26 protein-coding genes are annotated in these 24,978 nt (G+C 61.3%); 16 read left to right on the top strand and 10 right to left on the bottom strand.

Annotation, left to right across the window (positions count from 1 at the left end):
• The first annotated feature begins 14 nt into the window (after positions 1–14).
• The 3 genes from ACR0FG_RS09400 to ACR0FG_RS09390 are packed head-to-tail and all read left to right on the top strand — an operon-like array spanning position 15 to position 3,534.
• A complete protein-coding gene (locus ACR0FG_RS09400) occupies positions 15–1,043 on the top strand; it encodes an ABC transporter permease (RefSeq protein WP_170713170.1) in 1,029 nt (342 codons plus the stop codon).
• Positions 1,040–2,194, top strand: coding sequence for an ABC transporter permease (locus ACR0FG_RS09395; protein ID WP_170792855.1), 1,155 nt, complete (start codon positions 1,040–1,042; stop codon positions 2,192–2,194). Before ACR0FG_RS09400 ends, ACR0FG_RS09395 begins: the two co-directional genes overlap by 4 nt.
• Entirely contained in the window at positions 2,191–3,534 is a 1,344-nt protein-coding gene (locus tag ACR0FG_RS09390) for a CoA transferase (RefSeq protein ID WP_480892350.1), read from the top strand. Before ACR0FG_RS09395 ends, ACR0FG_RS09390 begins: the two co-directional genes overlap by 4 nt.
• A gap of 93 nt (positions 3,535–3,627) precedes the next feature.
• On the opposite strand, the gene ACR0FG_RS09385 is transcribed toward ACR0FG_RS09390, so the two are convergent.
• Complete coding sequence (locus tag ACR0FG_RS09385; RefSeq protein WP_480892347.1) at positions 3,628–5,994, bottom strand: mechanosensitive ion channel domain-containing protein; 2,367 nt, start codon at positions 5,992–5,994, stop codon at positions 3,628–3,630.
• Positions 5,995–6,305: 311 nt separating this feature from the next.
• Between ACR0FG_RS09385 and ACR0FG_RS09380 the strand changes: the two genes are divergently transcribed.
• From ACR0FG_RS09380 to ACR0FG_RS09350, 7 genes are read left to right on the top strand one after another with little or no spacing between them, the layout of a single operon-like run.
• On the top strand, positions 6,306–7,520 hold the full coding sequence (locus tag ACR0FG_RS09380) for a hypothetical protein (protein WP_170713181.1): 1,215 nt from the start codon (positions 6,306–6,308) through the stop codon (positions 7,518–7,520).
• Positions 7,517–8,764 carry a glycosyltransferase family 4 protein gene (locus ACR0FG_RS09375; protein WP_480892345.1) on the top strand — a complete coding sequence of 416 codons (1,248 nt, stop codon included), beginning with the start codon at positions 7,517–7,519 and terminating at the stop codon, positions 8,762–8,764. Before ACR0FG_RS09380 ends, ACR0FG_RS09375 begins: the two co-directional genes overlap by 4 nt.
• Positions 8,764–9,840, top strand: a complete 1,077-nt coding sequence (locus ACR0FG_RS09370) for a glycosyltransferase family 4 protein (protein ID WP_480892342.1) — start codon at positions 8,764–8,766, stop codon at positions 9,838–9,840. The genes ACR0FG_RS09375 and ACR0FG_RS09370 overlap by 1 nt, the downstream gene beginning before the upstream one ends.
• A complete protein-coding gene (locus ACR0FG_RS09365; RefSeq protein WP_480892339.1) occupies positions 9,837–10,418 on the top strand; it encodes a histidine phosphatase family protein in 582 nt (193 codons plus the stop codon). The genes ACR0FG_RS09370 and ACR0FG_RS09365 overlap by 4 nt, the downstream gene beginning before the upstream one ends.
• Complete coding sequence (locus tag ACR0FG_RS09360; protein WP_480892337.1) at positions 10,418–11,560, top strand: glycosyltransferase family protein; 1,143 nt, start codon at positions 10,418–10,420, stop codon at positions 11,558–11,560. The genes ACR0FG_RS09365 and ACR0FG_RS09360 overlap by 1 nt, the downstream gene beginning before the upstream one ends.
• The gene (locus tag ACR0FG_RS09355) at positions 11,557–12,330 is read left to right on the top strand and encodes a polysaccharide deacetylase family protein (RefSeq protein WP_480892335.1); all 774 of its coding nucleotides are present in this window, start codon (positions 11,557–11,559) and stop codon (positions 12,328–12,330) included. Before ACR0FG_RS09360 ends, ACR0FG_RS09355 begins: the two co-directional genes overlap by 4 nt.
• Positions 12,327–12,803, top strand: a complete 477-nt coding sequence (locus ACR0FG_RS09350) for a class I SAM-dependent methyltransferase (RefSeq protein WP_480892333.1) — start codon at positions 12,327–12,329, stop codon at positions 12,801–12,803. The genes ACR0FG_RS09355 and ACR0FG_RS09350 overlap by 4 nt, the downstream gene beginning before the upstream one ends.
• Here the strand turns inward: ACR0FG_RS09350 and ACR0FG_RS09345 are convergent, their stop codons facing one another.
• Positions 12,804–13,946: an alpha-D-ribose 1-methylphosphonate 5-triphosphate diphosphatase gene (locus ACR0FG_RS09345; protein ID WP_480892332.1), complete on the bottom strand. Its 1,143-nt coding sequence runs from the start codon at positions 13,944–13,946 to the stop codon at positions 12,804–12,806. It lies immediately after the preceding gene.
• A gap of 53 nt (positions 13,947–13,999) precedes the next feature.
• Between ACR0FG_RS09345 and ACR0FG_RS09340 the strand changes: the two genes are divergently transcribed.
• Positions 14,000–14,683: a DUF1045 domain-containing protein gene (locus tag ACR0FG_RS09340; protein WP_480892330.1), complete on the top strand. Its 684-nt coding sequence runs from the start codon at positions 14,000–14,002 to the stop codon at positions 14,681–14,683.
• Here ACR0FG_RS09340 and ACR0FG_RS09335 read toward each other — a convergent pair.
• From ACR0FG_RS09335 to phnG, 8 genes are read right to left on the bottom strand one after another with little or no spacing between them, the layout of a single operon-like run.
• Positions 14,665–15,213: an AAA family ATPase gene (locus tag ACR0FG_RS09335; RefSeq protein WP_480892327.1), complete on the bottom strand. Its 549-nt coding sequence runs from the start codon at positions 15,211–15,213 to the stop codon at positions 14,665–14,667. The genes ACR0FG_RS09340 and ACR0FG_RS09335 overlap by 19 nt on opposite strands.
• On the bottom strand, positions 15,210–15,893 hold the full coding sequence (phnL, locus tag ACR0FG_RS09330; protein WP_480892326.1) for a phosphonate C-P lyase system protein PhnL: 684 nt from the start codon (positions 15,891–15,893) through the stop codon (positions 15,210–15,212). Before phnL ends, ACR0FG_RS09335 begins: the two co-directional genes overlap by 4 nt.
• A 22-nt stretch (positions 15,894–15,915) precedes the next feature.
• Positions 15,916–16,686 (bottom strand): phosphonate C-P lyase system protein PhnK, encoded by a 771-nt coding sequence (gene phnK / locus ACR0FG_RS09325; RefSeq protein WP_480892323.1) that lies wholly within the window; start codon positions 16,684–16,686, stop codon positions 15,916–15,918.
• Positions 16,683–17,543: an alpha-D-ribose 1-methylphosphonate 5-phosphate C-P-lyase PhnJ gene (locus ACR0FG_RS09320; RefSeq protein WP_480892321.1), complete on the bottom strand. Its 861-nt coding sequence runs from the start codon at positions 17,541–17,543 to the stop codon at positions 16,683–16,685. Before ACR0FG_RS09320 ends, phnK begins: the two co-directional genes overlap by 4 nt.
• Positions 17,530–17,790, bottom strand: coding sequence for a hypothetical protein (locus ACR0FG_RS09315; RefSeq protein ID WP_480892319.1), 261 nt, complete (start codon positions 17,788–17,790; stop codon positions 17,530–17,532). The genes ACR0FG_RS09320 and ACR0FG_RS09315 overlap by 14 nt, the downstream gene beginning before the upstream one ends.
• Complete coding sequence (locus ACR0FG_RS09310) at positions 17,787–18,878, bottom strand: carbon-phosphorus lyase complex subunit (protein WP_480892317.1); 1,092 nt, start codon at positions 18,876–18,878, stop codon at positions 17,787–17,789. Before ACR0FG_RS09310 ends, ACR0FG_RS09315 begins: the two co-directional genes overlap by 4 nt.
• Positions 18,879–18,881: 3 nt before the next feature.
• Positions 18,882–19,457 (bottom strand): phosphonate C-P lyase system protein PhnH, encoded by a 576-nt coding sequence (gene phnH / locus ACR0FG_RS09305; protein WP_480892314.1) that lies wholly within the window; start codon positions 19,455–19,457, stop codon positions 18,882–18,884.
• The gene (gene phnG, locus ACR0FG_RS09300) at positions 19,454–19,912 is read right to left on the bottom strand and encodes a phosphonate C-P lyase system protein PhnG (protein WP_480892602.1); all 459 of its coding nucleotides are present in this window, start codon (positions 19,910–19,912) and stop codon (positions 19,454–19,456) included. Before phnG ends, phnH begins: the two co-directional genes overlap by 4 nt.
• Before the next feature lie 105 nt (positions 19,913–20,017).
• Between phnG and phnF the strand changes: the two genes are divergently transcribed.
• The 5 genes from phnF to paaA all read left to right on the top strand — a co-directional run bounded on the left by phnF (position 20,018) and on the right by paaA (position 24,969).
• A complete protein-coding gene (gene phnF / locus ACR0FG_RS09295; protein ID WP_480892312.1) occupies positions 20,018–20,728 on the top strand; it encodes a phosphonate metabolism transcriptional regulator PhnF in 711 nt (236 codons plus the stop codon).
• A 170-nt stretch (positions 20,729–20,898) separates the two neighbouring features.
• The gene (gene rpe / locus ACR0FG_RS09290; RefSeq protein WP_480892309.1) at positions 20,899–21,588 is read left to right on the top strand and encodes a ribulose-phosphate 3-epimerase; all 690 of its coding nucleotides are present in this window, start codon (positions 20,899–20,901) and stop codon (positions 21,586–21,588) included.
• 124 nt (positions 21,589–21,712) lie between these two features.
• Positions 21,713–22,531 carry a cyclase family protein gene (locus tag ACR0FG_RS09285; protein ID WP_480892307.1) on the top strand — a complete coding sequence of 273 codons (819 nt, stop codon included), beginning with the start codon at positions 21,713–21,715 and terminating at the stop codon, positions 22,529–22,531.
• Between the two features lie 229 nt (positions 22,532–22,760).
• On the top strand, positions 22,761–23,963 hold the full coding sequence (gene pcaF / locus ACR0FG_RS09280) for a 3-oxoadipyl-CoA thiolase (protein WP_480892305.1): 1,203 nt from the start codon (positions 22,761–22,763) through the stop codon (positions 23,961–23,963).
• 13 nt (positions 23,964–23,976) lie between these two features.
• The gene (paaA, locus tag ACR0FG_RS09275) at positions 23,977–24,969 is read left to right on the top strand and encodes a 1,2-phenylacetyl-CoA epoxidase subunit PaaA (RefSeq protein ID WP_170713224.1); all 993 of its coding nucleotides are present in this window, start codon (positions 23,977–23,979) and stop codon (positions 24,967–24,969) included.
• Positions 24,970–24,978 lie beyond the last annotated feature (9 nt).

Genomic DNA, 24,978 nt, shown 5'->3' with positions numbered 1-24,978 from the left:
TCAGGAGCAGCTAAATGGTCATGCTGCGCTATGCGGTGTATCGCTTTTTCACGATGCTGCTGACCCTGTTGGTGGTCTCGGTGCTGATCTTCGTGATCATCAACCTGCCCCCCGGCGACTATCTCAGCAACCAGATCGCGGAATTGCAGGCCTCGGGCCAATCCGCTGGCGTCGCCAAGGCCGAGTTTCTGCGCAAGGAATACTCGCTGGACCGGTCCCTGCCCGAACAATACCTGATCTGGATCGGCTTCTGGCCCGGACCCCACGGGTTCGAGGGGTTGCTGCAAGGCAATTACGGCTGGTCTTTCGAATTCGACCGTCCCGTGCGCGAGATTGTCGGCGAAACGCTCTGGCTGACCGTCGTGGTCAATCTGGCCGCAATCCTGTTCGTCTATGCCGTGGCCCTGCCGCTGGGTGTCCTGGCCGCAGCCAAGTCGCGCACATGGATCGACTACACCTCGGCCTTCGTCGGCTATCTGGGTCTGGCCACCCCGAACTTTCTGCTGGCACTGATCCTGTTCTACTACGGCCACCGTTATTTCAACCTGCCCATCGGCGGGTTGATGGACCCCTCGTTTGAGGGCCAACCGATGAGCTGGGATAAGCTGAAATCCATCCTTGTCCACCTGATCGTACCGACCTTCGTGATCGGCACGTCAGGCGCCTCGGCGATGATGCAGCGCCTGCGAGCAAATATGCTGGACGAGCTGGGCAAGCCCTACGTGGAAACCGCCATCGCCAAGGGCATGGCCCCATCGCGGATGCTGACCAAGTATCCCCTGCGCGTGGCCTTCAACCCGTTCGTGGCCGATATCGGCAACCTGCTGCCCTCGATGGTCTCGGGCTCGGTTCTGGTCTCGGTCGTGCTGGGCTTGCAGACCATCGGCCCGACCCTGCTGACGGCACTGAAAACGCAGGACCAGTTCCTGTCGGCCTTCATCCTGATGTTCGTGGCCCTGCTGACCCTGATCGGCACCATGATCTCTGACATCCTGCTGGTCATGCTTGACCCGCGCATCCGATACGAGGGGCGCGAAGCATGACCGACAAACCCGACAACCGCTATGTCGACGACGCCCCGTTCGACCCACAGGCCTCGATCCAGCAACTGGAACGCGCCGATCTGGACGCGCCCAACTGGATACTGGTCTGGCGCAAATTCCGCACCCACAAGCTGGGCCTGATCTCGGGCATCTTCTTACTGCTGTGCTATCTGATGCTGCCCTTCGCAGGCTTCATCGCGCCCTACGGCCCCAACGACCGGAACGGAGAACACCTCTACGCCCCGCCGCAATCGGTGAACTGGTTCCACGAGGGCGAATTCATCGGGCCCTACGTCTATCCCATCGTGGCCGAGGCCGATCTGGAGACCTTCCAGTGGAAGTTCGTCCCCGATGAGGATGACCCCCGCCCGATCAAGTTTTTCTGCGAAGGGTCCGAATATAAGCTGGCCGGTCTGATCAAATCCGACACCCACCTGTTCTGCGCGCCCGAAGGCGCCACCCTGTTCCTTTGGGGCTCGGACCGTCTGGGCCGGGATGTATTCAGCCGCATCCTCTATGGCGCGCAGCTGTCGCTGACCGTGGGCCTGATCGGCATCTCGGTGTCATTCTTCCTGGGTATCCTCTTCGGATCGATGGCCGGATATTTCGGCGGCAAGATCGACTGGGTCATCAACCGCGTGATCGAAATCCTGCGCTCGCTACCGGAACTGCCCCTGTGGCTCGCCCTCTCGGCCGCAGTACCCTCGAATTGGAGCCCCGTCGCGGTCTTCTTCATCATCTCGATCATCCTCGGCATCCTCGACTGGCCCGGCCTCGCCCGATCCGTGCGCGCCAAATTCCTGTCCCTGCGCGAGGAAGAATACGTGCGCGCGGCTGAGATGATGGGCGCATCCTCGGGCCGGGTGATCCGCAAGCACCTGCTGCCGAACTTCATGTCACACCTGATTGCATCGGCCACCCTGTCGATCCCCGCGATGATCCTTGGCGAAACCGCACTGTCCTTCCTTGGCCTTGGCCTGCGCGCCCCTGCGGTCAGTTGGGGCGTGATGCTGAACGATGCGCAGAACCTTGCATCGATCGAGATCTACCCGTGGACAGCCATCCCCATGCTGCCCATCATCGTCGTGGTTCTGGCCTTCAACTTCCTCGGCGACGGCTTGCGCGACAGCCTCGATCCCTATCAGCAATGAGCCTGCTTGCCTCGCTTCCCGCCCCGGACAGTTTTCAGACAACCGGCACCGGCGACCGGCCCAGCGCCTTTGCGGTGTCGGAATTGGCGACCCTCAGTTTTGCCGCCGTAGGGCAGGAACTGGCCCGCCTGACAACAGCCCTGAACCTGACCGGAACCGCGCCGGATGTGCGCGTTGATCACCGTCTGGCCTCGCTCTGGTACGGGTTTTCCTTCAAACCCGATGGTTGGGATATGCCCAGCCTCTGGGACGCCATCGCCGGGGACTACCGCACATCGGACGGATGGATCAGATTGCACACCAACCTGCCCCGCCACCGCGCCGCCGCACTCAAGATTCTGGGCACAGACGCAGACCGCGACGCCGTCACCCGCGCCGTGCGCAACTGGACAAGCACCGAACTGGAAGGCGCGGTCGTGGCCTCCGGTGGCGTTGCCGCCGCCATGCGCAGCCGGTCCGAATGGCAAGACCACCCGCAAGGCCGCGCCGTATCCCGCGACCCGCTGATCGCCTGGCAATCCCCGCGCAGCGTCACATTGCGCGACCGGCCACAAGCCACAGCCCAGCGCCCCTTGGCCGGGTTGCGCGTACTGGATCTGACCCGCGTTCTGGCAGGCCCGGTCTCGACCCGCACGCTGGCCGGGTTTGGGGCCGACGTTCTGCGCATCGATCCACCGGGCTGGGACGAACCCGGCGTGATACCCGATATCTCGCTGGGCAAACGCTGCGCCTATCTCGACCTGAAATCGCCCGATGGGTTCGAGCGGTTGCAAGCCCTGCTGTCCCAGGCAGATGTCTTTGTGCATGGCTACCGCCCCGGCGCGCTGGATGCGCTGGGCCTGACCAAAGCCAAACGCGACGAGCTGGCCCCCAACCGGATCGAGGTCACGCTGGATGCCTATGGCTGGCAAGGTCCATGGGCCAACCGGCGCGGCTTTGACAGTCTGGTGCAGATGAGCGCGGGCATCGCCCATGCGGGGATGGAGTGGGCCGGGGCCGACAAACCCACGCCCCTGCCGGTTCAGGCGCTGGACCATGCCACCGGCTACCTGATGGCCGCCGCCGTGCTGTCCGCGCTGGCGCAGGCCGCCTCGGGCAACACCGTCATGACTGCGCATCTGTCACTGGCCCGCACCGCTGAATTGCTGGCGAGCCTCGCCAAAACCAGCGATCAGCAAGACATCACCAGCCCCGGTTCCGACGACTACGCCTCCGACACCGAAACCTCGGGATGGGGCGCAGGCCACCGCCTCAAACCCGCGCTCAGCGTCGGCGCAGCCCGGATGCGCTGGCCCCTACCCGCCTCACAGCTCGGAACCTCCGACCCCGACTGGCCCTAGTTCTCAGCCCGCCGCGCGACACGCGCGGCCCGGCCCAACGCTTTGGCTGGCATCGCGCCAGCGATGCAGGTCAAAGGGGCGGGAGAGCCTCCCCTAGCGATCATCCCCCGCCGGGCCGATATCGTCCAGATAATCCTCGTCAATCGCCGCCTGCGCGGCACCGGTCACGGCCTCGCGCTGTTTCGGGGTCAGATCTTCGGGGTCTTTGCCATCGGCCAGACGCACCGTGACCTCGCGATGGGCAAAATGAATGCCTTCGCGGGCAAACAGCTCGCGGATTTCCTGATAGACCTTCTTGCGCACCAGCCACTGATCGCCCGGTTTGGTCATGAACTTGACCCGGATGATCATCGCCGAATCCTGCATTTCGATCACACCCTGCGATTTCAGCGGCTGGATGAAATTCTCGCCGATCACCGGATCGCTCAGCAACTCCTGCCCCAGCTTCTTGATCAGCTTGCGCACCTTCTCGACGTCCGTGTCATAGGTCACCCGCAACGGCAGTTTCATGATCACCCAATCGCGGGAATAGTTGGTCAGCACCTTGATCTCACCAAACGGGATCGTGTTCAGCGCCCCCAGATGGTGGCGCAACTGAAACGACCGGACCGAGATCTTTTCGACCGTCCCCTTCACATCTCCGATATCAATGTACTCGCCCTTGCGGAACGCATCATCCATCAGGAAAAACGCGCCCGAAAAGATGTCCCTCACCAGCGTTTGTGATCCGAAACCAACGGCCAGACCAACCACACCGGCACCCGCAAACAGCGGGCTGACATTGATGCCCAGCTCCATCAGCACGATCAGCGCAATGGTGACGACAACCACGGCCAGAATGGCCCCCCGGAACAAGGGCAGCAGGGTCGCCAGACGGCTCTGCCCACCTTCGCCACCCTCATCGCCCAGTTCCGCCTCGGCCCCGCCATCATCCGCCTCTTCCGCGATCTTGCTGTCGATCCAGACGCGGAAAAAGTGAAACAGCACATAGCCCATGAACAGGATCACCATCACGTCCAGCGCGCGTTCGATGGGCAGATCCTCGCTCCAGTTCGCCTGCGGGTTCCAGATCACGACCAGCGCGTAGGCCCCGACCACAAAGGCCAGAATGCCCGCAACCCGGCGCGCCAGATCTTCGTAGGTCACGATAGAATGGCGGCGTTTTTCGGCCTCGGGCGTGGCGATGACCTCATCCTCGGCCTCGGCCTCATCCTCGGCGTTCATTTCCTCAATGGCCCGGTTGCGGTCGAAATAGCGCTCCAGCAAATAGTTCATCGCGCCATAGGCCACCACGACCGACATGAAGATCGCATAGCTGCTGGCCACTATCGGCACCGAATCCTGAACCTCCAGCACCAGATCGACGGCCAGCTTGAACCAGCTGAACACCATGTACACGATCAAAACCGGGGCCCAGGCGAACGAGATAAAACGCAAGATCCACGACACCTGATCCGGCGCACGCCCGCCGCGGATCGCGTTGGAAATGCTGCGCGCATTGAACAGGATCATCAGCACATTGCCAAACGCCCCCAACAGCGTCAGCCCGCCATAGACCACCGCATAGACGTTGTAATTCAGTCCGAAATCGGCCACCCAGGTCGAAAACATCACGACTGAAATGTCATAGGTCGCAAGCGCCGAGGCCCACAGGTACAGCCGCTTTGCATCCCGGTCCGAAAACGGCGGCAGGCGGTACTGGCTGAGGTAAGGCGACAGGATCATCCGCCACAGATCCGCAACCGTACGCGACAGGAAATAGGCCGAGAAGATGGCCGTTACCGTGAACTGGATCGACAGATCCTCGGCCTCGCCAAAGAACAGATAACCCACGATCAGCGCCATCAGCATAGCAAAGACCGTGCCGCCAATGCCCATCAGAAAGCGGAACACCAGAAACGGCATCTTGTCGCGAAAACCCTGCGGGTTGTCTTTGACCCGCGCCACCACCCAGCGCTTGGCAAAGCGTTTTCCGTACAGCTCGATCGACAGCCAGCGGCCCAGCAGCAGGAACAGAATGTTCCAGGCCAGCACCTCGAAATAGGTCTGGATGCGCCCGTCGGGACTGGTCTGCCTCAGCACATACTGAACCTCGAACACCGAATAGGGCCACGCCTCAAGCCGCGACCGGACAGATTCGCGAAACTTCGAAAACCGCTCCTGCGCCTTCATCAGTTGCGAACCCTCGCCCATCGGATCGGCGGCGGTATCCTCGGCCTCTGCGTTCGTCTGGCCCTGTGTCGTCACGATCTGGCCGGTGCTGTCGATCACGATCACGCTTGCCCCGGCTTCGGTGGCGGATCGGATCGCCCCGGCCAGATCACCTTCGGGCACCGGTTCTTCGGTGGTTCCCGTCGGGTAGCCGGGGATCAGTCCAGTTTGCGCTCCGGCTACGGTTGCAAAACTCAGCATTGCGGCCAGCGACAGCCAGATCAGCCCGGCAAGAAGGTTAAGTTTCATAGTCTGTTGCACCCAGTTCGACGTTAACGTGCAGATTACAGAACCTCTTGGGCAGGTTCAAATCCTCTGCCAACCCGGTCCGATTTCCCCCTGCAACCGTGCTTTGGCCGCACTGATGCGGGATAGACGGTTTCCAAGTCGCTAAAAATTGAATATGTCGCGCAGCGACGCCGCGCAAACTCGGGTAATCTAAGCGCACTGCCGAGTGCATGGTCCGGGGCAATATGCCCGTTGTGCAAATGGCGGCAGACGATGTAGGTTGACAGGTGCAAATGCGCGAAGTTGCACGGAAACTTGAAACAGGCAAAGGCATGGGCCTAGGCGACAGAGACAACAATACCGACCGCGCAGCGCGCATTCTGTTCTACAGCCACGACACGTTCGGTCTGGGGCATTTGCGACGGTCCCGGGCACTGGCCGCGGCGATGACACAGGCCGACCCCGGCGCATCGGCGCTGATCCTGACCGGCTCGCCCGTGGCGGGGCGATTCACCTTTCCCCGCCGCGTCGATCACGTCCGCCTGCCCGGTGTGACCAAGCTGGCCGATGGGTCTTATGCCTCGCAAACCATGGGCATGGGCATCGACGAAGTGACCGAGCTGCGGTCCAGCCTGATTCAGACCTCGGTCCGGCAATTCGACCCCGACGTACTGATCGTCGACAAGGAACCCACCGGGTTTCGCGGAGAATTGCTGCCGACGCTGGAATACCTCGAACGCGCTGGCAGGACCAAGCTGGTGCTGGGCCTGCGCGATGTTCTCGATGAACCCGAGGTACTGGCGGCAGAATGGGCCCGCAAGGACGCGCTGGCCGCAACCGAACGGTTTTATCACGAAATCTGGGTCTATGGGCTGCGGTCGATCTATGACCCGACCATGGGCCTGCCGCTTAGCCCTGCTGCGCAGGCGCGGTTCCATTGGACCGGCTATCTGCGCCGCGATCTTGGTCCGGTGGGCGAGCCGCCTGAACAACCCTATATCCTGATCACTCCCGGCGGTGGCGGCGATGGCAAGGCCATGGTCAACCTTGTGCTGTCGGCCTATGAAAACGACCCCGACCTGTCGCCCCGCGCGATCCTTGTCTACGGCCCGTTCCTATCGGGCGAGCTGCGCGAAGATTTCGAAACCCGCGTGGCCGCGCTGAATGGCCGGGTGACGGCGGTGGGCTTTGAATCCCAGATCGAAACCCTGTTTGCCGGTGCCGCCGGCGTTGTCTGCATGGGCGGCTACAACACGTTTTGCGAGGTTTTGTCCTTTGACAAACGCGCCGTCATCGTGCCGCGCACCACGCCGCGTCTGGAACAATGGATCAGGGCCTCGCGCGCCCGCGATCTGGGTTTGGTGCGGATGCTCGACGAACGTCAGGGCGGGCTCACGACTCAGGCGATGATCCAGGCCATCCGCGACCTGCCCAACCAGCCGCTGCCGTCTCAGGCCATTCGGGACGGTTTGCTGGACGGGCTCGACTATGTCACCGGTCGCATCGACGCGCTATTGAGCCCTGAGCAAGAGCGCGCCACCGGATGACACCGACAGAGCCAAAGCTGGCGGTGCTGGTCAAAGGTTGGCCGCGCCTGTCCGAGACATTCATCGCTCAGGAACTCGTCGCGCTGCAGGACGCGGGCCACGCGTTCGACATCTGGTCCCTGCGCCACCCGACTGACACCAAAAGGCACCCGCTGCACGACCGCTTCAAAGGTCAGGTGCATTATCTACCGGAATATCTGTATGACGAGCCTGCGCGCCTGAACGCCGCCCGTCAGGTGGCGACGGCCCTGCCGGGCTACAACCGCGCCTATCAGGTCTGGCGGCAAGACCTGCGCCGCGACCCGACCCATAACCGCATCCGCCGCTTTGGTCAGGCTTGCGTTCTGGCCGCCGAACTGCCCGCCGGGACACGCGGGCTCTATGCGCATTTCATGCATACCCCATCCTCGGTCGCGCGTTACGCAGCCATCATGCGCGACCTGCCATGGAGCTTTTCGGCCCACGCCAAAGATATCTGGACCTCTCCCGATTGGGAAAAGCGCGAAAAACTGCAGGCCGCATCCTACGGTGCCGCGTTTGGTGCAACCTGCACCGCCATCGGTGCCGACCACCTGCGCGAGTTGTCCGATGACCCCGCGCGGGTCGATCTGATCTATCACGGCCTCGACCTGTCACGCTTTCCCGACGCGCCGGACCGCGCGTTGCGCAAACCGGTTGATCCGTTTCACATGCTCTCGGTCGGACGACTGGTCGAGAAAAAGGGCTTTGATCGCCTGCTGGACGCCTTCGCCCTGCTGCCCGAAACGCTCGACTGGCACTGGACCCATATCGGCGGCGGCACGCTGGACGCCGACCTGCGCGCCCGCGCACTGGCCGGCGGGCTGTCGGATCGGATCACCTGGAAAGGCGCCTGCGATCAGCCCGAGGTCATCGCCCAGATGCGCAGCGCCGATCTGTTTGTTCTGCCCAGCCGCATCGCTTCGGACGGGGATCGTGACGGCTTGCCGAATGTGCTGATGGAGGCCGCATCGCAGCGCCTCGCCATTTTGTCCACCCCGATTTCGGCGATCCCAGAGTTTGTACAAAACGGAACACATGGCGTTTTGACATCGGACAAACCGGAAGATTTGGCCCATGCCATCACCATGCTGGCCGACGACCCCGCCAAGGCTGCCAGGATGGCCAACGCCGCCCACGCGCGGCTTTTGGACAAGTTCCGCATGGCCCCCGGCATCGCCCGTTTGTCCGACCGCCTGACCACATTGTGCTCGGGCACCGGCTGATGGCACGGGTCGCCTTTTACGCCCCGATGAAATCCCCCGACAGCCCGAAACCTTCGGGCGACCGCGAGATGGCGCGCAACCTGATGACGGCCATTTCAGCGCAGGGCGACCAAGTGGATCTGGTCTCGCACCTGCGCATCTATGACAGGGTCGGAGACCCTGCAGCGCAGGCTCATCTGCGCGAAATGGCGCAGGCCGAGGCGACACGACTGATCCGTGATCTCGCGCCCGAAACCGATCTGTGGGTCACATATCACAACTACTACAAGGCCCCTGATCTTGTGGGGCCGATTGTCAGCAAGGCGCGCGGCATTCTCTATGTTCAACTGGAAAGTACTCGCGCAATCAGTCGCTTAGCGGGGCCATGGGCCGATTTCGCGCAGGCTGCACATCACGCCTGTGACGCCGCGCAGGTGATTTTCTATCACACGGCCAACGACCTGATCACGCTGGAACGCGAACGGTTCGGCACTCAGTCTCTGATCGAACTGCCTCCGTTTCTTCCCACCCCAGACCTGCCCCGCGCCTCTGCCGCCAAGGGGCCGATGCTGACGGTTGGCATGATGCGGGACGGCGATAAACTGGCTTCTTATCAAATACTTGCCGATTCGTTGCACCTTCTTGATGACGACTGGACTCTCAACATCGCAGGCGACGGTCCAGCCCGTCACAAGGTCGAGGCCTTGATGACCCCGTTCGGAAACCGGGTTCGGTTTCTGGGTCAGTTGGATCGCGCAGAATTGCAGGATTGCTATGAGGCCGCATCAATGCTGATCTGGCCCGGCGTGAATGAGGCTTATGGAATGATCTACCTTGAAGCTCAGGCCGCTGGCCTGCCTGTTGTTGCACAGGATCGCCCCGGTGTGCGCGATGTGGTTATGCCCTCTGACTATCCGTCGATCGAGGCAGGAGCGTTGGGTTTTGCTCAACGAATACAAAGGTTTCTGGATGATCCTGACCTGCGCAAATCCGAAGGCACCCAGGCCCGAACCTACGTCGCCCAGCGCCATTTGATGCCCGCCGCTACCGACCGGTTCTGGTCCACAATCCGCCCATTGCTTGAGGTGCAGCAATGACCCGTCTCGCCCTTCTGCGTCACGGACACACCCATTGGAATCGCGCGGGCAAAATTCAGGGCCGCAGTGACATTCCGCTTGACGCAGACGCACGGGCAGAGTTGGCAGGGTACAGGCTGCCAACCCCTTGGGATCAAGCCGTTTTATGGTCCAGTCCGCTGTCGCGTGCAGCCGAAACGGCGCGGCTGGTTTCCGGGGCCACGCCGCGCACCTCGGATGCCTTGACCGAGATGAACTGGGGTGATTGGGAAGGGCAGCGCGGTGCTGAACTGATCGAAAACCCCGACAGCGGATACCGCCATATCGAGGATTGGGGCTGGAACTACCGCCCACCAAACGGGGAAACCCCGGCAGAGCTATGGGCGCGGTTAGCGCCTTGGCTGGATGCCTTGCATGGCGACAACCTTGCAGTCTGCCATATCGGGATCATGCGCGTTATCCTCGCCACAGCCTGGGGTTGGAATTTTCAGGGGCCTGCCCCCTTCAAGGTCAAGCGCAACAGGCTGTTCATCGTTGATCTGGACGGGATGAAAGCACAGGCCGAACCGGTGCGCCTGCCCTTGCGTGAGGTGACCTGATGAAGGTCATGATCGTCGTCACCCATCTGCTGGGAACCGGCCATCTAAGCCGCGCACTAACCTTGGGCCGCGCCTTCGTCGAACAGGGGCATGATACCTTTGTGATCTCGGGCGGGATGCCTGCACCACAACTGGACACGGACGGACTAACCCTTTTCGGATTGCCGCCCTTGCGGTCGGACGGGATAAATTTCACGCGGCTTCTGGACCAGAGCGGACAGGCTGCAAACGCGGAATATATGCAGGCGCGATCCAAAGCTCTGGTGCAGGCCGTTACGCAATTTCAACCGGATGTTCTGATCACGGAACTGTTCCCGTTTGGCCGCCGTTCCTTGAGCGACGAGTTTCTGGCGGCGCTGAATGCCGCGCGCCAGTTGCCGCGCCCTCCGGTCATTCTGGCATCGGTCCGGGACATCCTGGCCCCGCCCTCGAAACCCGCCAAAGCGGTACGCGCAGATGAGATCATCGCGCAAAATTATGACGGGGTTCTTGTCCATTCCGACCCATCTGTCACACCGCTGAATATTAGCTGGCCAGTATCAGATGCGCTTGCCACCAAACTGCTCTACACCGGGTTTGTGGCACCTACGCCCGCCAAGCCGCATCCAGACGGAGACGGGGCCGGAGAGGTTCTTGTCAGTGCAGGCGGCGGCTCGGTTGGCCAGCCGATCTTTCACGCGGCCATCGAGGCCGCCCGAAAGATGACCAACCGGCGCTGGCGCCTGTTGGTTGGCGGACAGAACGCAAAGGCGCGCATCGCCGAACTGTCAGAACAGGCATCAGATGCCCCGGTGGTTGTGGAACCCGTCCGCCCCGATTTCCGGCAGATGCTGCCATTGGCCGCCGCCTCGGTCAGCATGTGCGGATACAACACAGCTATGGATCTGCTGCAAAGTGGTACCTCGTCCGTTCTGGTGCCGTTCGATGACGGCAATGAGGTTGAACAAACCTTGCGCGCCACAAGCCTGCAGCAACAACCTGCGTTCGCGGTCCTGCGCAGCGCGGACCTGACCGGAGAAAGCCTGTTTCAGGCAGTGAACATTGTGATAACCGGTGAGCCCCGCGCCCAGATGACCCGAGGGTTTGACGGGGCCCGTCGAACAGTTGAAATCGCGACCGAATTGTCAGAGGCCAAGCGATGATTGACTGGCAGCCATTGCAAGACGAGCTGCGGCATTGGCACGTCGAAAACCTGCAGCTTCCCTTGTGGTGGCGCGACGACGACGCAGTTGCCGCGTCACCGCAATTGGAGAAACTGACGACACTGGCGGAAGCGCTGGAACTGCCCGTCCACCTGGCCGTGATACCCCGTGATGCGGATGCAAGTCTTGCAAGTCATGTCCAAGGCACCCCATTGTTGGTGCCCGTTGTGCATGGATGGGCGCATCAGAACCATGCGCCAGCGACCGAGAAAAAGGCGGAGTTTCGTCTGCACCGTCCGATTTCGGACATCGTTGCCGACGCAGAACGCGGAGTCACACGCCTGCGTGGCATGTTCGGTGATCGATTGTGCCCGATGTTTGTGCCCCCGTGGAACCGCATCGCGCCCGAGGTCGTCGAGCATCTGCCTGACCTCGGCTTTCGCATCCTGTCCACCGCGACCCCTCGCAAAGCCCGATGGGCGGCAACAGGGATGGAGCAAATCAACACCCATCTCGATCCAATCGACTGGAAGGGCACGCGCGGGTTGTTGGCACCGGATTTCCTGATTGCCCAAACCGTCGATCTGCTGCGCGATCGGCGCAAGGGACGTGCGGACAATACCGAGCCCTTTGGGTTTCTAACACATCATCTGGTTCACGATCCGGCCATCTGGTCGTTTACCCAGGACATTCTGCGCTGTTTGCTGGATGGTCCCGGCTATGTGTGGGCCGCCACCGATTTACTGAAAGACCAAGGAGATCCCGCATGAGCCGATTGGATTCCATGCTGCGGCGCCTGACCGCCCAACGCGACGGGCTGAATTGGGCCGCCGCCCAGATCAGCGGTTTGGACGGCGATGTGCTGGATATGGGGCTGGGTAATGGCCGCACCTATGATCACCTGCGGGAAATCCTGCCTGATCGCCGCATCTGGGTGATGGACCGCGTGCTGCAGTGCCATCCCGACAGCACCCCACCGCCCGAGGACTTCCTGCAGGGCGAGGCCGAACCTATGCTGCAAAAGCTGGCGGGTTCGGGCCACAGAATCGCGCTGGCCCATTATGATTTTGGGCGTGGGATCAAGGCCGATGATGTGGCCGAAGCAGCCCGCCTGAGCCCGCTGATCGCGCAGGTCATGGCACCCGGCGCTTTGTTGATCTCGGGCCAGCCACTGGTCGGGTTCAAGCAGACAAAAGGCCCCGAAACCATCGCCCCCGACCGCTATCTGTTCTACCGCGCCTGATCAGGCGACCCGCCTGCCGCAGCACCAAACCGAGGTCAGCGCTGGCACTCCCTGCCACATCCGGAACCGGATCAGATCGGCGCGCGCGCCTGGCTGCAACGCGCCCCTGTCGTGCAGACCTGCGGCCTGTGCCGGGGCCAGCGTCACAGTTTGCAACCCACGCGCCATGTCGCCCCAGATCTCTCCCAAATGGACAGCGGACAGCAATAGCGCCGAGGGCACGTAATCCGAGGACAGAATGTCCAAAAACCCAAGCTGTGCCAGTTCACGGGCTGCGACATTGCCCGAATGCGATCCGCCGCGAATGACGTTCGGCGCGCCCATCATGACCTTGATGCCGTGATCGTGACAGGCGCGCGCGGCCTCAACGGTGGTTGGAAACTCTGCCAGACGGATGCCATGCGCCGCCGATACACGCACCTGTTCGGCTGTTGTATCATCATGGCTGGCCAGCACCGCCCCGAAGCGGCCTGCGGCTTTCACCGCCTCAAGCTCATGGGCCTCGCCGTTCTTCGCACGCAAGTCTCGCAACTGTGCGACGTGTTTGGCAAACACCGCATCGTCCATGTCATATTTGCGCCGAATGAAAGCTTCGAACTGCGCCAAATCGCGAAACTGGCGCTGGCCGGGGGTATGATCCATGATCGACACCAGACCAACGCGATCTTCGGGGCCAAATTCGTCCAATTCTTGAACCAGCGTTTCCGAGCACACCTCTGCCCGCAGATGCAGAAAATGGCTGATTTTCAGGGTGTCCTGTTCGCGCAGCTGCCACAGCTCGCGCGACAGGCCGCGGGCATATTTCCTGTAGCGGCCCGCCCCGGTGGGGATCGAGCCCACCCGCATGGCGTCAAACACCGTGGTGATGCCGGTGCTGGCCAGTTCCGCATCATGAGCGATGATGGCGGCCGCATGGGGCCAGTCGACATGCGGGCGCGGCTGGATGTGTCGTTCCAGATTGTCGGTGTGCAACTCGACCAGACCGGGGCTGATATAGTCACCCTGACAGTCGATTGCGCCTGCGGGAACAGACGGGCCCGCAGCAATGTCGACGATAGCACCATCCTGAACCCGGACGCTGCCGGTTACGGTTTCATCCGGTAACACAAGCGTGGCATTGGCAAGGATCAATTCTTCTGTCATCTGGATTCCACGCAATCTGAGCTCTGGGTCGGCCACACAGGCAGGAGGCCAATGTGAACTTCACGCGATACGCAATCTACTATGCGCCACCGACCGACGCGGATTGGGCGCAATTCGCGACCCGATGGCTGGGCTGGGACATGGCAAGAGGCACCGAACTTGCGCATCCGCCCATGGACGGGATTGATGTGGCTCAGGCGACCACAGTGCCCCGCAAATACGGGCTGCACGCAACGATGAAACCCCCGTTTCGCCTGCGTGACGGACAATCGGTCGAGGCTTTGCACGACGCCTGCACCGCCTTGGCGAACAAGTACGCGCCGGTCACGCTGGATGGGCTTGGGATCACCCGCATGGGCCGCTTCCTCGCCCTGCAACCGCGGGGAGATACCACGCAGCTGAACGCACTTGCGGCAGCCTGCGTGCGGGATCTCGACATCTTTCGCGCGCCCGCAAGCGAGGCCGACCTGAACCGCCGCCGCTCTGCAGGGCTGAGCCCGGCGCAGGATCGGAACCTTGTCGATTGGGGGTATCCTTATGTATTGGATGCTTTCCGCTTCCACATCACGCTCAGCGGGCGGTTGGACAAACCGATCCTCGCAACCGTTCACACAGCTTTGGACGCTCACCTTGCGCCATTGTTGCCCGCCCCGTTTCGGATCGATGATCTGGGCCTGGTGGGCGAGGCCGAGGATGGGCGTTTTCATCTGATACATCGCTACCCCCTTTCCAACTGAAGGCAGGCCAGAATTTCGTCCACGGTCGCATCCAGAGCACCGGAGTTGTCAACCTCGATAACGTGGCGCAATCCATCCGCCAAAGCGATCTTTGCCCTACCCAGCCTTAGCGCCCGATCCGCCGCACATTCGCGCCCACGGGCGGACAGTCTCCGCGCCAGGACATCGGTGTTGGCGGTCAGCGAGACAACTATCAGCTCTCCCCAAATCGCCTGCGCCTGCAGCAGAACGGACCGGGACAGGTTGACCAGCACGGCGCGCGCCTCTTGGCGCTGCGCGTTGATCGTCTGCGGGATGCCATACAGCAATCCGTGCGCCGACCAGTGCAACACAAAAGCGTCGTCCAGAACCATGTGCTCGAACACCTCGTCCGAGACCCTGTCAAAATCCTCGGTTCCCTTCCCGTCGGCCCGGGTGATGACCCGCCGCACGGGGCAGACCCCCGGCACACGTGCCGCCAGCGCTGCAATGACACTGTCCTTGCCCACGCCCGAAGGGCCCACGACCGCGATGACGGGTGCAAGGCTCATGCCGCTGCCCCCGGTGTGAAATCCGACACATCGACCACGTGTTCACAGACCCGGTTGCGCGCTTCGACATCATGAAAGATGCCAACAATCGCCGCACCGCGCGCCTTGGCCTCCTCGATCAGCGCAAGAACGGTTTCCCGGTTCCGCACATCCAGACTGGCCGTTGGCTCGTCCAACAGCATGGCCGGGTAGTCATGGACAAATCCGCGCGCGATATTCACCCGCTGTTGTTCGCCGCCCGAAAAGGTCGTCGGACTAAGGCCCCAGAGACGTTCCGGGATATTGAGCCGCGCCAGCAACAGCGCCGCCCTGTCCAGCGCTGCCGGCCTGTTGCATCCCACGGCCAGCAAGGGCTCGGCCACAACCTCAAGCGTGGGCACCCGAGGGACCACGCGCAGGAACTGGCTGACATAGCCAAGAACCTCGCGCCGCAGAGCAAGGATTTCACGCGGCTGCGCCCGGGCGACATCCAGACCACCCACGATCACCTGCCCCGCCCCGGCGAGATAGTTTCCATAGATCATACGCATAAGCGTCGACTTGCCCGCGCCCGAGCTGCCCGTCAGCGCAACGCATTCGCCGGGCGTCACCTGCAGCGAGACACTTTCCAGCACCGGAATGACCACACCGCCCTGATTGTGCAGGGTAAAGCTTTTACTGACATTGTTCAGCTCAATCATCACTTCATCTTTTCCCAAATACTCAAACCTGCAGAACGCTGGACACCAGCAGTTGCGTATAGGCGTTTTGCGGATCGTCCAGCACCTGATCGGTCAGTCCGGTTTCGACGACATTGCCGTCTTTCATCACCATCAGCCGATCCGCCAGCAGACGCACAACGGCCAGATCGTGGGTGACGATGATCGCGCTCAGCCCCATCTCGCGCACCAGCCCGCGCAGAAGATCCAGCAAACGCGCCTGAACCGAAACATCCAGCCCGCCTGTCGGTTCATCCATGAACACCAGCCGCGGCCCTGTCACAAGATTGCGGGCAATCTGCAACCGTTGCTGCATTCCGCCGGAAAACGCAGTCGGACCTTCATCGACACGGGTCGCATCGATCTCGACCCGCCGCAGCCAATCCAGCGCCGTTTCCCGGATCGCCCCATAGTGGCGATCACCAACCGCCATCAAGCGCTCACCAATATTGCCGCCGGCGCTGACTGACATCCGCAGACCATCGCGTGCGTGCTGATGCACAAAGGCCCAGTCGGTTCGGCTCAGCATCCGGCGTTCGGGCTCGGACATGGTGACGGTATCGACCGGACCATGTGTACGGGTGTCAAAGATCACCTGCCCCGCATCCGGCACCAGATGCCCTGCCAGACAGTTCAGCAGGGTCGATTTGCCCGAGCCGCTTTCCCCGACAACGCCCATCACCTCACCCGGGTAGAGGTCAAAGCTGACCCCGCTGCACCCGATCCGTATGCCAAAGCGTTTCTCGATGCCCTGAACCTGCAACAGAGGGGTCATGTCGCATCCCCCGCCGCCAATCGGCCCACGTGCCCGGCTTGGCGCCGCGACCGGCAGTAATCCGTGTCTGAACACACAAACATCCGGTTGCCCGCGTCATCCATGATCACCTCATCCAGATAGCTGTCCCCGGACCCGCACAGATCGCAGGGATGGTCGGCCTTGGTGGGTTCAAACGGGTGGTCTTCAAAGTCGAGGCTTACCACCCTGGTATAGGGAGGCACCGCATAAATCCGCTGCTCGCGCCCCGCGCCAAACAACTGGATCGCATCCATTTCCAGCTTGGGGTTGTCAAACTTCGGGATCGGCGACGGGTCCATCACATAGCGCCCGGACACCTTCACCGGATAGGCATAAGCGGTCGAGATCGCTCCGTGCTGGCTTATATCCTCATAGAGTTTCACATGCATCAACCCATATTCCTCGAGGCTGTGCATCTTGCGCGTCTCAGACTCGCGCGGTTCGAGAAAGCGCAGCGGCTCGGGGATCGGGACCTGATAGACGATAACCTGATCCTCGCGCAGCTTCGCCTCGGGGATCCGGTGGCGGGTCTGGATGATACTTGCCGCTTCAGTCTGTTCGGTGGTCTCGATGCCTGCGGTGGTTTCAAAGAACTTCCGGATCGATACTGCATTGGTCGTATCATCCGCCCCCTGATCAATCACCTTGAGTGTATCGTCCGGTGTCAGGATCGCCGCAGACACCTGCACCCCTCCGGTCCCCCAGCCATAGGGCATCGGCATCTCGCGGCTGGCAAACGGCACCTGATAGCCCGGTACGGCAAGCCCTTTCAAAATGGCCCGCCGGATCATCCGCTTGGTTTGTTCGTCCAAATATGCGAAGTTATACGCATTCATTTGATGTATCACTTTGTTTTTTGGTGTTTTTGTGGACTATTTTGTTATAAGCGCGCTCTTTATGGCGATTATCGCCTATTTGATCCGTCACACCCGACACGCAAAGCGTCGACGCCGTGCGATGAAACGCGACTCGGCCAAGGGCTGGAGCGCGGTCGGAGCGCCAGAACCACGCCTTGCCGGCGAAAATCCGCCAACCTTGCAAGACTGCTGACGCCAGCGATTTCGGAGTGTGGGGCAGGTTCATTCTGCAGCCTCCTGCGGCTTGCCCCTTTTCCCGGCCTCGCGGCGCAGTTTGCGAACCAGTTCCAGTTCGGACTGAAAATCCACGTAATGCGGCAGCTTGATATGTTCGAGGAACCCTGTCGCCTGAATATTGTCGGCGTGGCTCAGAACAAATTCCTCGTCCTGTGCAGGCGCGCCCAGATTGTCCTCGCCCAGTTCTTCCCAACGCAGCGCACGATCCACCAGCGCCATCGAAATGGCTTTGCGCTCTGACTGGCCGAACACCAGACCGTAGCCGCGGGTGAACTGCGGAGGTTCGGATTTCGAGCCCTTGAACTGGTTTACCGTTTCGCACTCGGTCAGTTCGACTTCGCCAATCTCGATGGCAAAGCCCAGTTCGGGAATGTCCATTTCAACCATGACCTTGCCGATGCGCAGCTCGCCCACAAAGGCATGATTGCGGGCGTAGCCCCGTTGCGTTGAATAGGCCATGCCCAGAACGAACCCCTCATCTCCGCGCGTCAGCGATTGCAGGCGCAAAGGGCGGTTCGACGGGAACTGCAGCGGCTCGCGCGTCAGGTCGCTAGGGAGGACGTCACTGTCGGGCTCGTCCTGTATGATGCCCTCTTCCTTGAGAAACCCGGTGATATGCGGCGTCGGACCGGGTTGCGCGGTTTCTTCGGGGGCCTTCGCCGGGTCTCCTTCTGCCGCCAGTTTGAAGTCCAGCAAACGGTGGGAGTAGTCGAAGGTCGGCCCAAGAACCTGCCCTCCCGGCGCGTCCTTGAACGTGGCCGAGATGCGGCGGTCACACGCCATGTCGGATGTCTCGACCGGGTGCGAATAGCCGAAACGCGGCAAGGTTGTGCGATAGGCGCGGATCAGAAAGATCGCTTCGATCAAATCGCCGCGCGCCTGTTTGATCGCCAATGCCGCCAGCTCCGGATCATAGAGCGACCCTTCGGCCATGACCCGGTTGACCGCAAGGCCCAGCTGCTCGCGGATTTGCGATATGCTGAGTTCTGCAACATCGCGCGATCCGCGACGTTCTTCGGCCAGCCAGGCATGGGCGTTTTCGATGGCTTTCTCACCGCCTTTGACAGCTACATACATCGCCTAACCCTCGGCCTCTATCTGGGTGCTGCGCGGCACGGCCGCGACCTGATCGCCTGCGGTAAAGAAAAAGTCACACCCCAGCGGATAAAGCTGCGCATTCGCCTGTAAGGCGGCAATGTCAGGCACACAGAACCGACGGGTGCCTTTGATGCCCGGCCCGCTCAGCACGGCTCCGCTTTGGGTCAGCTCTGCGCATTCCACGATCAGGGTTGCGGATCGGTCCGGGTATTCGGGCGTTCCGATGCGGTACCGGGTCAGAGGCATCAGGTCGCTCCAGTCTCCAATCGCAAAATCGGCCCTTTCTGCCGCTGTAATCGGCGCGCCGGTGTGAAAGGAAAGCCAACGGCGTACATCATCCGAGTCCGTCTGCCCCGCCAGATGGATCGACGTATCGGGATCGCATAGTGTCAACAGCAGCGTACCTGCCGCGACCGAAAGCGGCGCAGGTGGTTGCGCGCCGGTTATTGGGTGTGTCTCACCCGGGCGGGCCATAGCCGTCATGGCAGCGCGAAAGGCGTGGGCGGCATCAATCGGTGCATTCCGAAACCCGCCCGAAAACTGCGTTTGCGCATTCATTTGTTTTCTCCGCGCGCCAACGTGAAAAACTCGACCCGCGTGGCGGCCGCCTTGGCCGCCCGCGTCGATTTCGCTGCGATCATCTGCTGTTCAAGCGGATTGAGGACGTGATCGCGGACCTGATCGGCCGCCTCTGTCTGCATCAGGGCATCCACAAGCGCGGCCACCTTGGCCCCCGGCTTGGACCGGCCCTGCACATAGCCATGACCAACCGTTCCGTCCTGCAGCACCAACGTGCAGCGGGTGACGGTCATTTCGCCCAGATTGAAAGGCGCACCGGTCGCGCCGGTGCGCCCCCTGACCATTACGCCCCCAACTTCGGGCGCGCGCAGCCACTCAAAGGATGGCTCGAGGCTGGCCTTGCCCCAAAGGGCTTGCAGCGCGTCCAGAGGTGCCCGCGCCAGAAGACCCATCCACACGCGCCGCGCCGCGTTAGAAACATCTGTCTGATCCATCATCGAAACCCCTTGGCGAATTTGTCTGCTTATACTATACAACTAGACAAATTATACTGATGCTGCGCGAATGACGCAATCCGTTATGCTGTGGAAGCCTGCAACTTGAGCAAAACCCCGATCTGGAAAAGCATTGCCATTGGCCTGACGACGGATATTGCAGAGGGGCGATATGGGGCTGGGGATCGCCTGCCGACCGAAGCCCAGCTTGCGGCCCGACATGGGGTCAACCGCCACACCGTACGACGCGCGCTGGCCGACATGTCAGATCAGGGTCTGGTTCACGCCCGCCGCGGTGCCGGTGTGTTTGTGGCTGCGCGCCCGACCGACTATCCCATCGGCAAGCGGGTTCGGTACCACAAAAGCATCTCGGCCAGTGGAAAAATTCCGGGCAAGACAATACTGGCCCTGACAACAAGGGCGGCAGACGAGACTGAAGCTGAGGCGCTAGATCTGCTGCCCGGCGATCCGGTACATGTGTACGATGGGCTATCTCTGGCCGACGGGCAGCCGATTGCGCTGTTTCAAAGCATCTTTCCAGCCGATCGCTTGCCCGGTATCCTGCAGGCCCTGACCCAAACCGGCTCGGTCACGCGCGCCCTGCAACTGTGTGGCGTCGAGGATTACACCCGGATTTCCACGCGTCTGACGGCCCGGTCAGCAAGCGCGGCGCAGGCGGTGCATTTGCGCCTGACCGAAGGTGCCCCGGTTCTGCATTCGCTGGGGGTCAATGCCGACCCCAATGGGCAACAGGTGGAGCTTGGAAAAACGGTTTTTGCCGGCGACCGCGTGACCCTGACGATCAACGAGGGCTGACTACAGCACTCCCGCTTGTCCTCGACCTCCTTCGGGGGCTTGATCCCATTGCGCCACGCGCCGCGTCGAGCCCGCAATTCGTCGATACCGAATTGCGCGGTAGGGCCTACACTTTGGTGGGGATCGCAGATATACGCCGTCCCGAGTCTACAATCCTTACGAGGCCTGCCATGAGCTTTGACCGTTCCATCAAGATCGCCCCGTCGATCCTGTCAGCCGACTTCGCCAATTTCGGGCAGGAGATTCAGGCGATTGAGGCACAGGGCGCGGATTGGGTCCATGTTGATGTGATGGATGGTCATTTTGTTCCGAATCTCACCTTTGGTCCACCTGCCGTCAAAGCGTTTCGGCCCCATGTCAAAACCGTCATGGATGTGCATCTGATGATCGCTCCTGTCGATCCCTACATTCAGGCTTATGCCGACGCCGGAGCCGACATCCTGACCGCGCATGTCGAGGCCGGACCGCACACGCATCGCACCTTGCAGGCCATCCGGGCGGCGGGGATGAAGGCGGGCGTTGCGCTGAATCCGGGCACCCCTGCCGAAGCGGTCGAGCATTTGCTGGATCTTGCGGATCTGGTTTGCGTCATGACAGTGAACCCCGGTTTTGGCGGGCAGAAGTTCATCGACATGACGGCCAAAGTGCGCCGCCTGCGGCAGATGATTGGCGACCGTCCCGTTCACATCGAAATCGATGGCGGTGTTGATCCGCAGACGGCACCGCTGGTTGCGGCCGCAGGCGCAGACGTTCTGGTGGCGGGATCCGCTGTGTTCAAAGGTGGATCGGTTGATGCACCAGATGTCTATGGACAGAATATTCGCGCCGTGCGGACGGCAGCGGAAAACGCCCTGCGCTAACACATATGTGACCTCTCATTTGTCCCGGCATGTTGGAACACTAGGTGAAAACCTGTGCTAACGTGCCAGATGGATCCCGAACCGGTTCAGGTGACGGGGCCATAACCAGACAGGGAGTGACTCAATGTGTGATGTATGTGTGATGAATGTGGTCAAGGATCGCATGATCTCGCGGCGTTCCTTTTTCAAGGCCGGGGCCGCAGCGACCGCGGGCGTGGCGCTGGGAACTGCGGCGACAACGCCCGCCATGGCAGCCGGTCACGGCGAAGTTGTCGACATGACCCATGTCTACGACGACGCGTTCCCCACTTATTTTGGCCAGCCCGGAATAGAAACAAATCAAGCGTTCAATTTTGCCGAGAACGGGTTCAACCTGTTCAATCTTGCCGTAAACGAGCACACCGGAACCCATATTGACGCGCCACTTCACTTCTCAGCAGACGGGCAATCGGTGGATGAGATCCCGGTTTCGAACCTAGTCTGCCCGCTCTGCGTTGTGGATATTGCTGCGCGGGCTGCCGAGGATGCGGATGCTCAGGTTACCCCGGACGATCTGAAAGCATGGATCGATGCCAACGGACCAATTCCTGATGGTGCCTGCGTGGCTATGCATTCGGGTTGGGGCGCGAAAACCGCGACACCCGATTTCCGCAATGCCGATGACGAAGGCAAAATGCATTTTCCCGGCTTTCATGTCGAAGCGGCGCAGATGCTGATGGATGAAACCGGAGCTGTCGCGCTGGCGGTGGATTCCCTGTCACTGGATCATGGCCCGTCGGGCGATTTTGCCACCCATTATGCGTGGCTGCCAACAAACCGCTATGGGATCGAGAATTTGGCAAATCTCGACAAGGTTCCAGCCAGCGGGGCCACATTGATCGTCGGCGCTCCGGCCCATCGGGGCGGATCGGGCGGCCCTGCGCGGATCTTTGCCATGGTTTAATTGGCGGGTCGCGATGACCGGTCATGCAGCTCGGGCGATAAATCGGATCGCCCGGGCAAAACTGCTGTTTTGACGCGTTGATTTCACACTGACATCACAGGTCATGTTACCGTTTTTCTGATCTTTCATTTTTCGTGTTACATTTTTCTTGCCGCGAATCGCGTGAAATCGTATTAACCGACCCATCGGTCGCCTAATCGAGGCGACCTGACTTCGGAGAGTTCTGAGCATGGACGCCTTTATCTGCGACGCCCAACGCACCCCCATCGGTCGATATGGCGGTAGCCTGAGCCAGGTGCGCACGGATGATCTGGCCGCGATACCTATTGCGGCTTTGGTTGCCCGGAACACTCAGGTCGATTGGGCAAGTCTGGACGACGTGATCTACGGCGACGCCAATCAGGCCGGAGAGAGCAACAGGAATGTCGCCCGCATGGCCGCCCTGCTGGCGGGTCTGCCGGTGGATGTGCCGGGCACCACGGTTAATCGTCTGTGCGCCAGCGGCATGGATGCAGTCGGCATGGCTGCGCGGGCAATTCGGGCGGGGGACTACGACATGGCCATCGCCGGCGGTGTGGAAAGCATGACCCGCGCGCCCTTTGTGATGCCCAAAGCCTCGGGCGCGTTTACCCGCGATAATTCGGTTTACGACACGACAATCGGCTGGCGTTTTGTGAACCCGAAGATGCAGCAAAAATATGGTATCGACTCGATGCCTCAAACAGCAGATAACGTGGCGGAAACTTACGGCATCAGCCGCGAAGACCAGGATGCTTTCGCCGAACGCAGCCAGGCCCGCTGGGCCACGGCGCACCAGACCGGGGTGTTTCAGGAGGAGATCACCCCGGTCACGATCCCGCAGCGCAAGGGTGATCCGATCGTCGTTCAAGACGACGAGCATCCGCGTCCGGGGACAAGCGTTGAAACACTGGGCAAGCTCAAAGGCATAAACGGTCCAGATATGACCGTCACCGCTGGGAACGCATCGGGCGTTAATGATGGTGCAGCGGCGATCCTGCTGGCAAACGAAAGCGCCGCGTCCAAAAACGGGCTGACCCCGATTGCCCGCATCGTTGGCATGTCCGTCGCCGGGGTCGAACCGCGCGTGATGGGCATTGGCCCGGTTCCGGCCAGCCGCAAGGTACTGGCCCGCGCAGAACTAAGCATCGATCAGATGGATGTGATAGAATTGAACGAGGCTTTTGCCGCACAAGGGCTGGCCACGCTACGCGAACTGGGTGTGCCTGACGACGCACCGCATGTGAACCCCAATGGCGGCGCGATTGCCATCGGCCATCCGCTGGGCATGACGGGCGCGCGGCTGGTGATGACCGCCGCCTATCAACTGCGCCGGACCGGTGGCCGATATGCACTGTGCACTATGTGCGTGGGTGTCGGCCAGGGTGCGGCAATGATTATCGAACGTATCTGAGGAGGAAACCGGAATGTATGCACAGATGGTGAAATCCGCCGGAACCGGCGTAAAGTCCCGCGAAGAGATGTCCGAGCAGGAACGCGCCTTTCAGGACAAGATCGACGCGGATATCAAGATCGAGCCCAAGGACTGGATGCCAGATGACTACCGCGCAACCCTGATCCGCCAGATCGGCCAACACGCCCATTCCGAGATCGTCGGCCAACTGCCCGAAGGCAACTGGATCACGCGCGCACCCACGCTGGAACGCAAGGCGATCCTGCTGGCCAAGGTGCAGGATGAGGCCGGGCATGGGCTGTATCTGTACTGCGCCGCCGAAACGCTGGGTGTCAGCCGCGACGAGATCACCGAGATGCTGTTGGATGGGCGCATGAAATACTCGTCGATCTTCAATTATCCGACCCTGAACTGGGCCGATATCGGCGCTGTGGGATGGCTGGTTGATGGGGCTGCGATCATGAATCAGGTGCCGCTGCAGCGAACCTCCTTCGGCCCCTACTCGCGTGCGATGATCCGTATCTGTAAGGAAGAATCGTTCCATCAGCGGCAGGGATATGACGCGATCCGCAAGATGGCCGAGGGCACGCCCGAACAGCGCAGAATGGCGCAGGATGCGTTGAACCGGCTGTGGTATCCGTCGCTGATGATGTTCGGACCCTCGGACAAGAACAGCGTGCACTCTGCCCAATCCATGGCCTGGAAGATCAAGATCAACACAAATGACGAACTGCGCCAGAAATTCGTAGATCAGACCGTGCCGCAAGCCGAATATCTGGGCCTCACCATTCCTGATCCCGATCTGAAATGGAACGAGGAACGGGGTCACTATGATTACACCGATCCGGACTGGTCCGAGTTTTATGACGTGCTCAAAGGCAATGGCCCCTGCAATGCAGACCGTCTTGCCGCACGCAATAAGGCCTGGAACGACGGCAAATGGGTGCGCGACGGGTTACTGGCACATGCCCGCAAGAAACGCGCCCGCAATCTGGCGGCAGAATAAACCCGAGGA

This window comes from Ruegeria sp. E1 (assembly GCF_056534225.1).
Note: the sequence above shows the minus strand (reverse complement) of the source record. Positions and strands in the feature narration are given on the sequence as shown.

Bases quoted from the DNA above. Each gene is read 5' to 3' on its own strand.
- ACR0FG_RS09400 (WP_170713170.1), top strand. From the start codon at position 15: ATGGTCATGCTGCGCTATGCGGTGTATCGCTTTTTCACGATGCTGCTG.
- ACR0FG_RS09395 (WP_170792855.1), top strand. From the start codon at position 1,040: ATGACCGACAAACCCGACAACCGCTATGTCGACGACGCCCCGTTCGAC.
- ACR0FG_RS09390 (WP_480892350.1), top strand. From the start codon at position 2,191: ATGAGCCTGCTTGCCTCGCTTCCCGCCCCGGACAGTTTTCAGACAACC.
- ACR0FG_RS09385 (WP_480892347.1), bottom strand. From the start codon at position 5,994: ATGAAACTTAACCTTCTTGCCGGGCTGATCTGGCTGTCGCTGGCCGCA.
- ACR0FG_RS09380 (WP_170713181.1), top strand. From the start codon at position 6,306: ATGGGCCTAGGCGACAGAGACAACAATACCGACCGCGCAGCGCGCATT.
- ACR0FG_RS09375 (WP_480892345.1), top strand. From the start codon at position 7,517: ATGACACCGACAGAGCCAAAGCTGGCGGTGCTGGTCAAAGGTTGGCCG.
- ACR0FG_RS09370 (WP_480892342.1), top strand. From the start codon at position 8,764: ATGGCACGGGTCGCCTTTTACGCCCCGATGAAATCCCCCGACAGCCCG.
- ACR0FG_RS09365 (WP_480892339.1), top strand. From the start codon at position 9,837: ATGACCCGTCTCGCCCTTCTGCGTCACGGACACACCCATTGGAATCGC.
- ACR0FG_RS09360 (WP_480892337.1), top strand. From the start codon at position 10,418: ATGAAGGTCATGATCGTCGTCACCCATCTGCTGGGAACCGGCCATCTA.
- ACR0FG_RS09355 (WP_480892335.1), top strand. From the start codon at position 11,557: ATGATTGACTGGCAGCCATTGCAAGACGAGCTGCGGCATTGGCACGTC.
- ACR0FG_RS09350 (WP_480892333.1), top strand. From the start codon at position 12,327: ATGAGCCGATTGGATTCCATGCTGCGGCGCCTGACCGCCCAACGCGAC.
- ACR0FG_RS09345 (WP_480892332.1), bottom strand. From the start codon at position 13,946: ATGACAGAAGAATTGATCCTTGCCAATGCCACGCTTGTGTTACCGGAT.
- ACR0FG_RS09335 (WP_480892327.1), bottom strand. From the start codon at position 15,213: ATGAGCCTTGCACCCGTCATCGCGGTCGTGGGCCCTTCGGGCGTGGGC.
- phnL (WP_480892326.1), bottom strand. From the start codon at position 15,893: ATGATTGAGCTGAACAATGTCAGTAAAAGCTTTACCCTGCACAATCAG.
- phnK (WP_480892323.1), bottom strand. From the start codon at position 16,686: ATGACCCCTCTGTTGCAGGTTCAGGGCATCGAGAAACGCTTTGGCATA.
- ACR0FG_RS09320 (WP_480892321.1), bottom strand. From the start codon at position 17,543: ATGAATGCGTATAACTTCGCATATTTGGACGAACAAACCAAGCGGATG.
- ACR0FG_RS09315 (WP_480892319.1), bottom strand. From the start codon at position 17,790: ATGAACCTGCCCCACACTCCGAAATCGCTGGCGTCAGCAGTCTTGCAA.
- ACR0FG_RS09310 (WP_480892317.1), bottom strand. From the start codon at position 18,878: ATGTATGTAGCTGTCAAAGGCGGTGAGAAAGCCATCGAAAACGCCCAT.
- phnH (WP_480892314.1), bottom strand. From the start codon at position 19,457: ATGAATGCGCAAACGCAGTTTTCGGGCGGGTTTCGGAATGCACCGATT.
- phnG (WP_480892602.1), bottom strand. From the start codon at position 19,912: ATGGATCAGACAGATGTTTCTAACGCGGCGCGGCGCGTGTGGATGGGT.
- rpe (WP_480892309.1), top strand. From the start codon at position 20,899: ATGAGCTTTGACCGTTCCATCAAGATCGCCCCGTCGATCCTGTCAGCC.
- ACR0FG_RS09285 (WP_480892307.1), top strand. From the start codon at position 21,713: ATGTGTGATGTATGTGTGATGAATGTGGTCAAGGATCGCATGATCTCG.
- pcaF (WP_480892305.1), top strand. From the start codon at position 22,761: ATGGACGCCTTTATCTGCGACGCCCAACGCACCCCCATCGGTCGATAT.
- paaA (WP_170713224.1), top strand. From the start codon at position 23,977: ATGTATGCACAGATGGTGAAATCCGCCGGAACCGGCGTAAAGTCCCGC.